Consider the following 13,222-nt stretch of genomic DNA (forward strand, 5'->3'; position numbering starts at 1 on the left):
AAGAGTGGAGAAGACATGGATTTAGGACTCAAAGGCAAAGTAGCATTGGTGATGGCGTCTAGTCGTGGATTGGGGCAGGCGATGGCGGTTTCCTTGGCGCGTGAGGGTGTTAAGGTGGCCGTGACTGGTCGCAATCCCGAGGGGTTGAAGAAGTCAGTTGAGTTGATAGAGGCGGCTGGTGGAATAGCTTTGGCTCTCAGTTGGGATCTATCGGATCCATCGGTGATTGATGGCCTCGTTAGCAAAGTAGAAAAAGAGCTTGGCCCAATTGACATTTTGGTTAACAACACCGGCGGACCTCCTCCAACATTGGCCGCCGGCCAAGATCCTGCACTGTGGCAAAAGAGTTTTAATGACATGGTCCTTTCACTCATCAGTATTACTGATCGAGTTCTACCAGGAATGCGTCAGCGTAAATGGGGTCGCATTATTACGAGCACCACATCGGGTGCAATTGCTCCGATCAAAAATTTGGCTATCTCCAATACATTGCGCGCTGCACTGTTGGCCTGGTCTAAAACTTTGGCGGCAGAAGTGGCTGCTGAAGGCATCACTGTGAATGTGATCATGCCGGGCCGTGTGGCAACTGATCGCTTGCGTCAACTTGATGAGGCACGTGCTCAACGAGAGAATGTCAGTTATGACTCGGTTGTACAGGCTAGCCTGAAACAGATTCCGATGGGCCGTTACGGCGATCCTCAAGAGTATGGTGATACTGCTGCATTCTTAGCCAGTCAAAGCGCATCCTTTATCACTGGGTCCGTGATCCGTGTTGATGGTGGCCAGATTCAGGCAATTTAATCGCAGTGCTAGCCAGCTTTCTGCAAAGTATTCGGCGAGACATTCGCTCTAGCGAGCTACTTGCTCTACTGGTTGCCCTGACGCTCTCAGTGGCAGCCTTATCTAGTGTGAGTTTTTTGGCTGATCGGATGCAGCGGGCTTTTCAGTTTGATGCCCGTCAGCTTCTCGCGGCAGATCTCCTATTGGTTTCCGATCAGCCTTTGCCTGAGCGCTTTATTCAAGAGGTCAAGGCGCGACAACTCAATTCAGCTCAAACCATTGTCTTTCCAAGTATGGCTACGGTAGGGACGCAAAGTAAATTAGCCTCCCTAAAAGCTGTCAGTAGTGCCTACCCCTTGCGTGGTTCCTTAGAGGTTTTGCCTTCCCAGGCAAACTTAACTCCGCCGTCTGGTTCAGTTTGGGTAGATCCTGCCATGCTCAATGCCTTGCAGTCTAAAGTCGGCGATCAGATGCTCTTAGGAGATAAGACCTTCCTGATTGGTGGCATCTTGCAGCAGGAGCTTGATCGAGGCGCCGGTTTTATGAATTTCGCGCCTCGCGTCATGATGTCCCTGGATGATTTGCCGTCGACAGGTCTCATTGGTTTGGGAAGTCGCGTAACCTATCGTCTGCTCTTGGCGGGCAGTGACCAAGCTATTGCCGACTATGAAAAGTGGGCAGAGCAATGGATTGAATCTGAAGGTCTCAGGGGTTTGCGTATTGAAACTCTGGAAAACGCCCAGCCTGTAATGCGTAAAACTTTAGAGCGGGCAGAGCGATTTTTGTCTTTGGTTGCCTTGCTGACTGCAATGGTAGCCGCGGTGGCTATCGCCTTATCTGCGCGACGTTATGTATTAAAGCAGGCCGATGTTTGCGCAGTCATGAAATGCCTTGGCGCAAGTCAAAAGACCATCTTAGTAAACCAAATCAAAGTATTGGGTGCCCTGTGCCTATCCGCCGCCGTCATGGGCGCTGCTATTGCTTACGGGGTCCAGGAGATATTGATTCGGATTTTGGGTAACTTGGTTTTTACTAGTCTCCCAGCGCTATCTCTGTGGCCTTTGGCTTGGAGTGTTTTGTTCTCCTCCAGTTTATTAATTGGTTTTGCTGGCCCACCTTTATTCAGCTTGGTTATGATTTCACCGGTTCGACTCATTCGAAAAGAGTTGGGCGCACTAAATATCAAAGTACTTTGGGTTGCACTTTTAGGGTTGATTACTTGCCTGACCTTAATTGCTATCGCAGCTCAGGATTTGAAGTTGGCCTCTTGGGTTGCTGCAAGCTTTGGCTTGGCAGTGACACTTTTCGCTCTGCTGTCTTGGTGCGTTCTGCGTATTCTGAACCTCTTGTTTTCTAAATGGGGGAGTAAGAGCTTCGCTCTGCGTTTTGCGCTCACCGCACAAGCCCGTCGATCTGGATTTGCAGTCATGCAGATTACTGCATTGGGCATTGCCTTGATGGCGTTATTGCTCATTCTTTTGTTGCGACAGGATCTCTTGGCGACATGGCAGGGGAATATTCCAGTAGATGCGCCAAATCGTTTCATGATCAATATTCAGGAAGATCAAAAACAGAGTATTGCCCAGTCTCTAATTGATGCAGGCGTAAGTACGCCTAGCTACAGTCCGATGGTCCGTGCGCGCTTGACTGAGGTTAATGGAAAGGCTGTTGGCCCTAACGACTATGTTGATGAGAATGCCCGTCGCCTGGTTGATAGAGAATTCAATCTCTCTTATACCGAGCAATTACCTGATGGCAATCGCATTACTGCAGGCAAATGGATAGAAGGTAATACTCCGCAAGTTTCACTGGAAGTGGGTATTGCAAAGACTTTGAAGTTAAAGCTGGGGGATCAAATGACTTTTGAGCTCGCTGGAGAGAAAGTCACTGCACCCATCACATCTCTGCGTAAATTGGATTGGAGTTCGATGAAGGTGAACTTCTTCGTTGTCATGCCACCAGCCATGCTTGCTGGAATGCCTCAATCGTGGATTACCTCTTATTATCAAAGCCCTGCAATTGAAGGGCTGGACTACCGACTTGCACAGAGTTACCCCAATCTCACAATCGTGGATGTGGCGACCTCTTTACGGCAAATACAAGATGTATTGGACCGACTGTCCTCAGTGCTTGGTCTATTGTTTGCGTTCACAATCGCAGCAGCGATTCTGGTTCTAGTGGCTGCAATTGCAGCAACCCAAGACGAGCGCTTCAGAAGTGCAGCCTTGCTAAAAGCAGTCGGCGCATCACGCCATCTGCTTAGAAAAATTGCACTGGCTGAACTCGCAATTATTGGAATACTGGCAGGAGCATTGGCTGGCTTGGCTGCCGGTGCAGCTGCATGGGCTCTGGGCCGCTTTGTATTAGAGATTGAGTTCCATGCATTCGCCCAGTCTTTGATGATGGGTATTGGCCTTGGTTTACTTGCTTGTCTCTTGGCAGGCTTTCGCTTCCAGAGAAGAATTCAGACGGCTACTGCCATGGAATGTTTGCGTGAGATTTAGGTCTCATGCATTCTCGTGCTTACGAGAGTGTGACTAAGTTTTTGGGTAGCTCCACCAAGCGGGTTCCACCAAAACGATCTGGCAGGCTTTGACGTAGTAGAGGGCTAACCCGATCTAAGTAAATACTTAAGGGCCACAGAAATAAAGCCACCGCAAACAGCATCTCAATAATTTGCCATTTCTGTAGCTCGAAAAGCCACTGCAGGATAACGCAAGGAGCAAGCCATAATGATCCGTAGAAGTAGCGCCAGATTGCCTGCTTACGAGTCAGCTTAAAACCACCAGGCCCAATCATGCGTACGCGCCATGTTTGCATTGCGAGTGTTTGACCAGATTTGGTCCAGTACCAAACAAAGTAAATGCCCAAGACAGCATAGAGATAAAGAAAGGTTAGCCAACTCGGTAGGGAGATGCCAAACAGAATTCCTAGGCCTAAATTCGGGAGCAAGAAAGTAAAGGCAATGACGCCCAATAAAACTAATTGCTCATATAGGTTGCAAGAGACCCGCCGCCAAAATTGCGGAGCAGGAAGTACATTTAACTCGGCAGGGGTTATCACGACTTAGAAGTGCTTACTGATTGCTTGAGCTACTGTCGGAACTTGTGCTCGGGGCTGGAGCTTCTTGGGTGACGGTACTGCTAGCTGGCAGACTTGGAGAAAGATTATTTTTTTGTGTGATGGGATGTTGTTGCAATGTGGGTGCACTCGCAGCAGTAGGCTTTTTCTTATTCACTTCTGCTTGAGCCAACTTCTTTTTCTGCTCATCACTTAATTTCTGATATGCGCTCCAAGCCTCTGCTTTTTTCTCGGCTGGAAACTTCAAGCTAGTCAGGTAATTTTCTCGTGCAATGCGACGATCTTTTTGGGAGAGCTTGGACCAGCTTGTCATACGAGATTGCAGTCTTTGCTGGTCGACATCACTCATCTTTGGATAGAGGTTGGCAACCTGAATCCATTTTTTACGACTATCGGGCAGCATGTAATCCCAATCGTCCTCAAGGGGCGCCAGGATTTTCTGTTGTGCAGGCTTTAGACTTTCCCATGTACCGTCCGGCTTCTTCTCAGGAATGCCAGTAGCTTTGCTCTGAGCGTTCGATGGTGCTTGAGCCCATACGCTTGTTGTACCTAGGGCGCCAAGAGATAGCGCCAAGGCTAGACTCATGGTCAGTGCTACAACAATAGAGCGTAAGTTTTTTAGCATGCGCTAATTTGGCTCTGGTTTAGTTTTTAGGAGGGTGATTTAGATGAATCCAGACTATCTTGCTCTGCATCAGCTAAAGGCCCATTTTTAAGGAAGCCCATAAAGCCACTGTCAGCATATGCATCTGGCGGTACATCGTCAGTTAAGAGGGCAACATCCAATTCGGCAATATCGTTGATCCGAGAGTCTTGCTGCCATTGGGCAATGCCAATCAGACCAAAAACCAGCACGATTAGTGGGGCAATCCAGCCGACCTTATCCCAAAATGGACGCGAGCCTGAAGACCAGTTTCCGGTGATATTGGCTAAAACATGCTGCTGGATACGCACTTTTTCTGGTTTTTTGACAGAAATAGCCTTAAGGCGAGCTGCATACAGACGATCTTTGATACCTGCTGGCAAGGATTGGGACCCTTCGCGGAGCAGGGCGGCAGCAGTCAGACCAAACTGGTCAACTTCTGTAGGGTTGAGGATGTCTTGATTGCGGTTCACAGCATAATTCCTTTTAATTTCAATGCTTTAGCTAGAGCCTGGGTGGCTCTTGAGCAGTGGGTTTTGACGCTTCCCTCGCTACAACTCATGGCGAGGGCAGTTTCAGTAATACTCAGCTCATCCCAATAACGCATCAGGAAGGCTTCTCGTTGACGGGCGGGCAATTTTGATATTTCTGACTCGAGGGATTCTAAAAGCTGGGTACGCTCGAGCTTAAATGCCCCATCTTGGTGAATTTCACTGTCATCTGGGGCCGAAAGCGACTCTAGGGGGTCAAAATCATCGTTTTCATCCGATTTCTTACCCATATTGGAGAAGAGGGTGACCCAAGTATTGCGGACCTTTTGACGCCTAAACCAGTCATGAATGCGGTTTTGCAGAATTCTAGTGAATACCAGGGGTAGTTCAGATGCGGGGCGGTCACCATACTTTTCTGCCAACTTAATCATGGCGTCTTGAACAATGTCTAAGGCAGCATCATCATCTCGCACAGCATAGACCGCCTGCTTGAAAGCGCGCTGCTCGACACTGCTCAGAAAGTCAGAAAGTTCTTGGGGTGAAGCCATTCAGTAGATTAGACCTGAATCAGATGGAATTCGTCTATTTTAGGGGATTGCTATAGAATATAGGGCTTACTACCTAGAATCTCATTCAAGAAGTGGTTTTTTCCGGTAGCAGCGCCGTTCGAACTCAGGCCACAAGCAGGAGACAGAACAGACCAAACAATTTTTTGCCGAAAATTGCAAAGGACGAAAGAAAATGAATACAAGCAGCGCCGAATTTTTAGCTTCTAAAGCTAACCAAGACACAGCAAATTCCCATTCCACAGCGAATGCACCTGAAATGATTGGTGCAGAAATGTTGGTACAGGCTTTGCACAAAGAGGGTGTTGAATACGTTTGGGGTTACCCGGGCGGTTCTGTTCTCTTTATCTACGATGAAATCTTTAAGCAGGACAAGTTTGAACATATTCTTGTTCGCCATGAGCAAGCAGCAGTTCACGCGGCAGATGGCTATGCACGTGCAACCGGTAAGGTTGGCGTTGCTCTAGTCACATCAGGCCCAGGCGTAACCAATGCGGTTACCGGAATTGCCACTGCCTATACTGACTCCATTCCTATGGTGGTCATCAGCGGTAACGTGCCTACCTACGCAATCGGTGAAGATGCTTTCCAGGAAGCGGATACCGTTGGTATTACTCGCCCAGTAGTGAAGCACAACTTTTTGGTTAAGGATGTGAAAGATCTTCCTTTGGTGATTAAGAAGGCCTTCCATATTGCGCAGACAGGTCGTCCAGGTCCAGTATTGATTGATATCCCTAAGGATGTCTCTGCCGCCAAGGGACCATTTGTATATCCCGATACTTTGGAGATGCGTTCCTACAACCCAGTGATTAAGGGTCATAGCGGACAAATCCGCAAGGCAGTTTCTTTATTGCAAGAAGCGGAACGTCCATACATTTATACCGGTGGCGGCGTAATCTTGGCTGATGCTGCGCCCGAGTTAAAAGAGTTTGCAGATTTGCTAGGCTACCCAGTGACCAATACCTTGATGGGTCTTGGTGGCTTCCCTGGTACTAGCCCACAATTTTTGGGCATGCTCGGTATGCATGGTACTTACGAAGCCAACATGGCGATGCAGCACAGTGATGTGTTGATTGCAATTGGCGCGCGTTTTGATGACCGCGTGATTGGTAATACCACTCACTTTGCAAGTCATCCACGCAAGATCATTCACATTGATATTGATCCATCCGTGATTTCGAAGCGGGTGAAAGTAGATGTCCCTATCGTTGGCAATCTCAAAGAAGTGCTGCAAGAGATGACTGCTCAACTTAAGGCTGCAGGCCCACGTAAGAATGACGCGAAAGTTGCGGCATGGTGGGAGCAGATTAATGAGTGGCGTAAAAAAGATTGCTTGAAGTATGACGAAGCATCACAAATTGTTAAGCCGCAATACGTTGTTCAGAAATTGTGGGAACTGACTGGCGGTGACGCTTTCATTTGCTCTGACGTGGGTCAGCATCAGATGTGGGCTGCTCAGTTTTACAAGTTTGATAAGCCGCGTCGTTGGATTAACTCTGGTGGACTAGGCACTATGGGTGTTGGTTTGCCATATGCCATGGGTATTAAGAAAGCCTTCCCTGATAAGGATGTATTCACCATTACTGGTGAAGGTTCCATTCAGATGTGTATTCAAGAATTGTCTACTTGCAAACAGTACGACACACCAGTAAAGATTGTTTCTTTAAACAACCGTTATCTCGGTATGGTTCGTCAATGGCAGGAGTTGACTTATAACAAGCGCTATTCCAGTTCATACATGGATTCACTGCCAGACTTTGTCAAGTTGGCCGAAGCTTTTGGTCACGTTGGTATGCGGATTGAGAAGAAGTGTGATGTTGAGGGCGCGCTCAAAGAGGCGATTCGTTTAAAAGATCGCACTGTATTTATGGACTTCCAGACAGACCCAGAAGAAAACGTTTGGCCAATGGTTCAAGCGGGCAAGGGAATTACCGAAATGCTTTTGGGTAGTGAGGAACTCTAATGCGACATATTATTTCTGTATTGATAGAGAACGAACCAGGCGCATTGTCTCGGGTGGTGGGCTTATTCTCCGCACGCGGTTACAACATTGAAACCTTAAGTGTTGCACCTACTGAAGATCCATCGCTTTCTCGTATGACGATTGTCACAATTGGCTCTGAGGATGTAATTGAGCAAATCACTAAGCACTTAAATCGCTTGGTTGAAGTGGTTAAAGTTTTTGATTTGACTGAAGGCCCTCATATTGAGCGTGAACTCATGATGATTAAGGTGCGCGCGGTTGGTAAAGAGCGTGAAGAGTTGAAACGTACAACGGATATCTTCCGTGGTCGCATCATCGATGTGACTGATAAGAGTTACACCATTGAATTAACTGGTGATGGTGCCAAATTAGACGCCTTTATTGATTCGATTGATCGTGCATCGATTCTGGAAACTGTCCGTTCGGGTGGTTCTGGCATTGGGCGCGGCGAACGCATCCTCAAGGTTTAATTTTTTTAACTGATTACTGAATTAATTACATTTTCAAAACAAGGAAAGAGCATGAAAGTTTTTTACGATAAAGACGCTGATTTGTCCCTCATTAAAGGCAAAAAAGTAACCATCATTGGTTATGGTTCACAAGGTCACGCACACGCATTGAATCTCAAAGATTCAGGCTGTAACGTGACTGTGGGTTTGCGTAAAGATGGTGCTTCCTGGAGCAAAGCTGCAAATGCTGGTTTGACAGTAAAAGAAGTTGGCGAAGCAGTGAAAGATGCTGACGTAGTCATGATGCTCTTGCCTGATGAGCAAATCGCTGAGGTATACAACAAAGAAGTGCATCCTAATATTAAGCAGGGCGCTGCATTAGCATTTGCTCACGGCTTTAACGTTCACTACGGTCAAGTTCAGCCACGCGCTGACTTGGACGTAATCATGATCGCTCCTAAGGCGCCTGGCCACACTGTTCGTGGTACTTACGCTCAAGGTGGCGGTGTTCCACATTTGATCGCTGTGTATCAAGATAAATCTGGTTCTGCTCGTGATGTTGCGTTGTCATATGCAACAGCAAACGGCGGCGGTCGTGCCGGCATCATTGAAACTAACTTCCGTGAAGAAACTGAAACTGACTTGTTCGGTGAGCAGGCTGTTCTTTGTGGTGGCGCAGTTGAATTGATCAAAGCTGGTTTCGAAACTTTGGTTGAGGCTGGTTATGCTCCTGAAATGGCTTACTTCGAGTGCTTGCATGAGCTCAAGTTGATTGTTGATTTGATCTACGAAGGTGGTATCGCCAACATGAACTACTCCATTTCAAACAACGCTGAGTACGGTGAGTATGTGACTGGTCCACGTGTTGTAACTGAAGATACTAAGAATGCAATGCGTCAGTGCTTGAAAGACATTCAGACTGGTGAATACGCTAAGAGCTTCATCTTGGAAAACAAAGCAGGTGCACCTACTTTGATTTCACGTCGTCGTTTGAATGCGGAGCATGACATCGAGGTAGTTGGTGCTAAGTTGCGCGCCATGATGCCTTGGATTGCGAAGAACAAATTAGTCGATCAAACTAAGAACTAAGTAAGAACTCGCTAATCCGTATTTAGAAATTAATAGTAGTAATTAATAAGGCTCAGAATAAAGATGATGTATCCGCACCCCATTATTGCGAAAGAAGGTTGGCCGTATTTGGCTTTAGTGGGGGCTGTCACTTTGCTAGTCCACTATCTAGGTGGTATTGCATGGTCGTGGCCTTTATGGGTAATTCTTATCTTTGTTCTGCAGTTCTTTCGTGATCCGCAGCGTATTGCTGCCATCGGTCGTGACCTAGTGTTATCACCAGCCGACGGTCGTATCGTTGTGGTGGAAAAAGCCAACGATCCTTATGCAGGTCGTGAGGCTTTAAAGATCAGTGTTTTCATGAACGTTTTCAATGTTCACTCCAACCGCAGCGCAGTTAATGGCTTGGTAAAAGAGATTCAATATTTCCCAGGTAAGTTTGTCAACGCCGATTTAGATAAGGCTTCTACTGAGAACGAGCGTAATGCGGTCGTCATAGAGGCCAATGGCCAAATCGTGACACTGGTTCAGGTTGCAGGACTTATTGCCCGTCGTATTCTTTGCTATATCCATGTTGGCGATAGACTCAAGGCGGGTGAGCGCTATGGCTTTATTCGCTTTGGCTCCCGCGTAGATGTATATTTACCTTTAACGGCAGAACCTTTGGTGAGCGTTGGCGATAAAGTCTTTGCTACAAACACCGCTTTAGCTCGCGTACCCGGCTTAGATTAATTAAGTCGTTTTAACTGGGAATCTTCTTTGAGTACATTTCGTCGTCGTGGCCGCATAGACCGTAGTCGCCTTGCTCCCAAACGTGCCGAGCATTCACAGGCCGAATGGGCTGAAGAGCTGGGCGATGGAATTGATTTCGAGGTGGAAGAGTTGCATGCGGATAAGCCGCGTCAACGTAGCAAAGGCATTTACCTTCTCCCTAACGCATTTACTACTGCAGCTTTGTTCTGTGGCTTCTTTGCCATAGTCAATGCAATGAACCACCAGTTTGAGATGGCTGCGATTGCCATTTTCGCCTCTTTAGTTTTGGATGGTATGGATGGTCGCGTAGCCCGCATGACCAATACCCAGAGCGCCTTCGGGGAGCAATATGATTCTCTAGCCGATATGGTGTCATTTGGCGTTGCTCCAGCTTTAGTGGCTTATGAGTGGGCCCTGAAAGATTTGGGCAAGTGGGGCTGGTTAGCAGCGTTTACCTATTGCGCGGGCGCAGCTTTGCGTCTAGCTCGTTTTAATGTCAACACTGGTGTAGTCGATAAGAAGTTTTTTCAGGGTCTGCCAAGTCCTGCGGCCGGTTCTTTGATGGCGGGTTTTATCTGGTTGGCTGATGACAATAAGATTCCAGTACGAGACAGTGCCATTCCTTGGATTACCTTCTTCTTGGCGGTTTATGCCGGCTTGACCATGGTGTCTAACGCCCGTTTTTATAGCGGCAAAGCTTTGGATGTTCGCTACCGTGTTCCGTTTGGCGTGATGGTTTTGATGATTCTGACCTTTGTCTTGATCTCCTCCAACCCGCCATTAACCTTATTTGGTCTTTTTGTGGTGTATTCGATTTCGGGTTATGTTATTTGGGCATGGGAGCGACTGAGTGGTCGCCGTTTTAGCTAAAACCATATTTTTAGGTTATATTTAATCCATGTTGATGAATTTCTCACTTCTTTCTGGTCTTCTTCTACTAGCACTAAGCCTACAGCTTGGGGCGGGTAAGGCCTGAGTTAATGAGATCAAAGTAATTCATTAGCCACGACATACCAGCCCCAGCAAATTGCTGGGGTTTTTGTTTTTAGATTCGTAATTGAGTAGTGAACATAATTAAGCAATATTGAACCGGAGAGTAGTGATGAGTGACAAAGTAATCATTTTTGATACCACCTTACGCGATGGCGAACAATCGCCTGGCGCTTCCATGACTAAGGATGAGAAGGTTCGGATTGCTCGCCAATTAGAGCGTCTTAAGGTGGACGTGATTGAGGCTGGTTTTGCTGCAAGCTCTGAAGGTGACTTCCAGGCTATCTCTGCTGTGGCAGCTGCGGTAAAAGATTCCATTGTTTGCTCACTCGCACGCGCCAACGATAAAGATATTACTCGTGCTGCAGATGCCTTAAAGGCTGCGAACGCTAAACGCATTCATGCATTCTTAGCAACCAGCCCATTGCATATGGCTGTCAAATTGCGCATGTCTCCAGAAGAAGTATTGGAGCAAGCAAAACGTTCGATTCGTTTTGCCAGAAACTTGGCTGAAGATATCGAGTTCTCGGCGGAAGATGGTTATCGCTCTGAAATGGATTTCTTGTGCAGAGTGGTTGAGGCAGTGATTAATGAGGGTGCAACCACCATTAATATCCCTGACACTGTAGGTTATGCCACGCCAGAACTCTATGGTGAGTTCATCAAGACCTTGCGTACTCGTGTTCCGAACTCAGATAAAGCAGTGTGGTCTGTGCATTGTCACAATGATTTGGGCATGGCGGTTGCTAATTCATTGGCTGGGGTCAAGATTGGTGGCGCTCGTCAAATTGAGTGCACCATCAATGGCTTGGGTGAGCGCGCTGGTAATACGGCCTTAGAAGAAATCGTCATGGCCTTGCGCACCCGCAAAGACTACTTCGACATGGTATGCGGCATCGATGCGACTCAAATTGTTCCAGCATCTAAGTTGGTCTCACAAATTACTGGTTTTGTTGTTCAGCCAAATAAAGCAGTCGTTGGTGCTAATGCCTTTGCGCATACTTCCGGTATTCACCAAGATGGTATTTTGAAGAATCGCGATACCTATGAAATCATGCGCGCAGAAGATGTGGGCTGGTCTGCCAATAAGATTGTGTTGGGTAAGTTATCGGGTCGCAATGCATTTAAGCAGCGCTTGCAAGAGTTGGGTATTGCGATTGAAGCCGAAGCGGATTTGAACGAAGCATTTGTTCGCTTCAAGGCATTGGCCGATCAAAAATCTGAAATCTTTGATGAAGACATTATTGCCATCATGTCAGACTCTGCTGCGGCGGAAGAGGGTGAGTTTTATAAATTCATTTCCTTGAGTCAGCATTCTGAAACAGGTGAGCGTCCAAAGTCTAAGGTTACCTTCCGAGTGGGCGATAAAGAAGCGAGCTCTGAGGCTGAAGGCAACGGTCCAGTTGATGCCAGCTTGAATGCGATTGAAGAAATTGTGAAGAGTGGGGCGGAGCAATTGCTTTACTCGGTCAATGCAATCACTTCGGGTACGCAATCTCAGGGTGAGGTGACTGTGCGTTTGGCTAAGGGCGGCCGCATCGTCAATGGCGTTGGAACTGATCCGGACATTATTGCTGCGTCAGCGAAAGCGTATTTATCTGCACTGAATAAATTGCATGATCCTAGTCAGGCTAAGCTCAATGCGCAGATGACTCCTTAAACCATTCAGGGGCACCTGCAGCACTTCTTAGAATCGCTTATTTATCGAGATCTGTGTTCTTGTAATACTTGGTGCCCTTGCCGGTGATTTCAGCGGCAAGGCCTGAGTCAGTTAATTGGTACATCAGTACTCCTGGCGCAACGACTACTGCATCTTGGTAGGCATCACCATCTTTTTCATATTTGGCTGCCGCGGTCACTTGGCCGCCAAAGGTCCACCCCGAATTCACAAAGTCATTTAAGGCTGCTTTCGTCTGAAATACAAAGATGTTCTGGAATGACTTAATTCCAAAGCCAAGACCAGCTTGTACTTCAGCCATATTCATATAGATCGGCTTAACTCCGTCCTTTTGAATAACAACACCGCTACCCGTACCACCGCCTGCGATCAAAATCTTCATGCCAAAGTTGCTAAAGGTGGCATAGCCAGCTGACTTTTCAATAAGCTCTTTTGCCTTGGGCTGTACTTGGTAGAGCGCCTTTAGGGTGTCATTACTCGATTTAAGGATGCCCTCTTGTTGCTGAGCAACCGTCTGTTGAGGAGCGAAAGGATTGGAAAATTGGGCAAATGCAGTGTTGGTGAGGCAAAAAGCGCCCAAAACCAGGGTAAATATAGAGGGAGCAAGACGATGAATTTTCATAACTTATTGATTTTATTGAATATTTCTATTTTAACTAAGGCGTGATCCCCTAGAGGATAGCAAGCTCTGGGCAGAGTAGTCGATTTTAATGGCCTGCCTCTGCTACAATTCGAGGGC

The 13,222-nt window shown here is 47.2% G+C and carries 13 protein-coding genes; 8 read left to right on the plus strand and 5 right to left on the minus strand.

The features are described from left to right. Positions 1 to 15 precede the first annotated feature (15 nt). Together FD971_RS03820 and FD971_RS03825 are read left to right on the plus strand one after the other, a co-directional pair. Positions 16 to 801 (plus strand): SDR family oxidoreductase, encoded by a 786-nt coding sequence (locus FD971_RS03820; RefSeq protein ID WP_215334771.1) that lies wholly within the window; start codon positions 16 to 18, stop codon positions 799 to 801. Between the two features lie 5 nt (positions 802 to 806). After that, positions 807 to 3,284: an ABC transporter permease gene (locus tag FD971_RS03825; protein WP_251368676.1), complete on the plus strand. Its 2,478-nt coding sequence runs from the start codon at positions 807 to 809 to the stop codon at positions 3,282 to 3,284. Between the two features lie 19 nt (positions 3,285 to 3,303). On the opposite strand, the gene FD971_RS03830 is transcribed toward FD971_RS03825, so the two are convergent. From FD971_RS03830 to FD971_RS03845, 4 genes are read right to left on the minus strand one after another with little or no spacing between them, the layout of a single operon-like run. Continuing rightward, complete coding sequence (locus FD971_RS03830; RefSeq protein WP_256442904.1) at positions 3,304 to 3,843, minus strand: RDD family protein; 540 nt, start codon at positions 3,841 to 3,843, stop codon at positions 3,304 to 3,306. A gap of 13 nt (positions 3,844 to 3,856) precedes the next feature. Continuing rightward, on the minus strand, positions 3,857 to 4,486 hold the full coding sequence (locus FD971_RS03835; protein ID WP_215334772.1) for a DUF3106 domain-containing protein: 630 nt from the start codon (positions 4,484 to 4,486) through the stop codon (positions 3,857 to 3,859). A 26-nt stretch (positions 4,487 to 4,512) separates the two neighbouring features. Then, positions 4,513 to 4,977, minus strand: a complete 465-nt coding sequence (locus FD971_RS03840; protein WP_215334773.1) for a DUF3619 family protein — start codon at positions 4,975 to 4,977, stop codon at positions 4,513 to 4,515. Then, positions 4,974 to 5,543, minus strand: a complete 570-nt coding sequence (locus FD971_RS03845; protein WP_215334774.1) for an RNA polymerase sigma factor — start codon at positions 5,541 to 5,543, stop codon at positions 4,974 to 4,976. Before FD971_RS03845 ends, FD971_RS03840 begins: the two co-directional genes overlap by 4 nt. Positions 5,544 to 5,736: 193 nt before the next feature. Between FD971_RS03845 and FD971_RS03850 the strand changes: the two genes are divergently transcribed. The 6 genes from FD971_RS03850 (at position 5,737) to FD971_RS03875 (ending at position 12,465) form a co-directional block, all read left to right on the plus strand. Next, positions 5,737 to 7,524: an acetolactate synthase 3 catalytic subunit gene (locus FD971_RS03850; protein ID WP_215334775.1), complete on the plus strand. Its 1,788-nt coding sequence runs from the start codon at positions 5,737 to 5,739 to the stop codon at positions 7,522 to 7,524. After that, on the plus strand, positions 7,524 to 8,015 hold the full coding sequence (gene ilvN, locus FD971_RS03855) for an acetolactate synthase small subunit (RefSeq protein ID WP_015420909.1): 492 nt from the start codon (positions 7,524 to 7,526) through the stop codon (positions 8,013 to 8,015). Before FD971_RS03850 ends, ilvN begins: the two co-directional genes overlap by 1 nt. Before the next feature lie 51 nt (positions 8,016 to 8,066). Then, positions 8,067 to 9,083: a ketol-acid reductoisomerase gene (gene ilvC, locus FD971_RS03860; protein WP_215334776.1), complete on the plus strand. Its 1,017-nt coding sequence runs from the start codon at positions 8,067 to 8,069 to the stop codon at positions 9,081 to 9,083. A 63-nt stretch (positions 9,084 to 9,146) separates the two neighbouring features. Continuing rightward, on the plus strand, positions 9,147 to 9,794 hold the full coding sequence (locus FD971_RS03865) for a phosphatidylserine decarboxylase (RefSeq protein WP_215334777.1): 648 nt from the start codon (positions 9,147 to 9,149) through the stop codon (positions 9,792 to 9,794). A gap of 27 nt (positions 9,795 to 9,821) precedes the next feature. Further along, a complete protein-coding gene (gene pssA, locus FD971_RS03870) occupies positions 9,822 to 10,685 on the plus strand; it encodes a CDP-diacylglycerol--serine O-phosphatidyltransferase (RefSeq protein ID WP_215334778.1) in 864 nt (287 codons plus the stop codon). 232 nt (positions 10,686 to 10,917) lie between these two features. Beyond that, positions 10,918 to 12,465 carry a 2-isopropylmalate synthase gene (locus FD971_RS03875; protein ID WP_215334779.1) on the plus strand — a complete coding sequence of 516 codons (1,548 nt, stop codon included), beginning with the start codon at positions 10,918 to 10,920 and terminating at the stop codon, positions 12,463 to 12,465. 37 nt (positions 12,466 to 12,502) lie between these two features. Here FD971_RS03875 and FD971_RS03880 read toward each other — a convergent pair whose 3' ends face one another. Beyond that, positions 12,503 to 13,105, minus strand: a complete 603-nt coding sequence (locus FD971_RS03880; RefSeq protein WP_215334780.1) for a YSC84-related protein — start codon at positions 13,103 to 13,105, stop codon at positions 12,503 to 12,505. Positions 13,106 to 13,222: the final 117 nt, after the last annotated feature.

Origin of the sequence: Polynucleobacter sp. AP-Ainpum-60-G11 (genome assembly GCF_018688375.1) — a bacterium.
Classification (GTDB): domain Bacteria; phylum Pseudomonadota; class Gammaproteobacteria; order Burkholderiales; family Burkholderiaceae; genus Polynucleobacter.

Bases quoted from the DNA above. Each gene is read 5' to 3' on its own strand.
- FD971_RS03865 (WP_215334777.1), top strand. From the start codon at position 9,147: ATGATGTATCCGCACCCCATTATTGCGAAAGAAGGTTGGCCGTATTTG.
- ilvC (WP_215334776.1), top strand. From the start codon at position 8,067: ATGAAAGTTTTTTACGATAAAGACGCTGATTTGTCCCTCATTAAAGGC.
- FD971_RS03820 (WP_215334771.1), top strand. From the start codon at position 16: ATGGATTTAGGACTCAAAGGCAAAGTAGCATTGGTGATGGCGTCTAGT.
- FD971_RS03850 (WP_215334775.1), top strand. From the start codon at position 5,737: ATGAATACAAGCAGCGCCGAATTTTTAGCTTCTAAAGCTAACCAAGAC.
- FD971_RS03880 (WP_215334780.1), bottom strand. From the start codon at position 13,105: ATGAAAATTCATCGTCTTGCTCCCTCTATATTTACCCTGGTTTTGGGC.
- ilvN (WP_015420909.1), top strand. From the start codon at position 7,524: ATGCGACATATTATTTCTGTATTGATAGAGAACGAACCAGGCGCATTG.
- FD971_RS03875 (WP_215334779.1), top strand. From the start codon at position 10,918: ATGAGTGACAAAGTAATCATTTTTGATACCACCTTACGCGATGGCGAA.
- FD971_RS03845 (WP_215334774.1), bottom strand. From the start codon at position 5,543: ATGGCTTCACCCCAAGAACTTTCTGACTTTCTGAGCAGTGTCGAGCAG.
- FD971_RS03835 (WP_215334772.1), bottom strand. From the start codon at position 4,486: ATGCTAAAAAACTTACGCTCTATTGTTGTAGCACTGACCATGAGTCTA.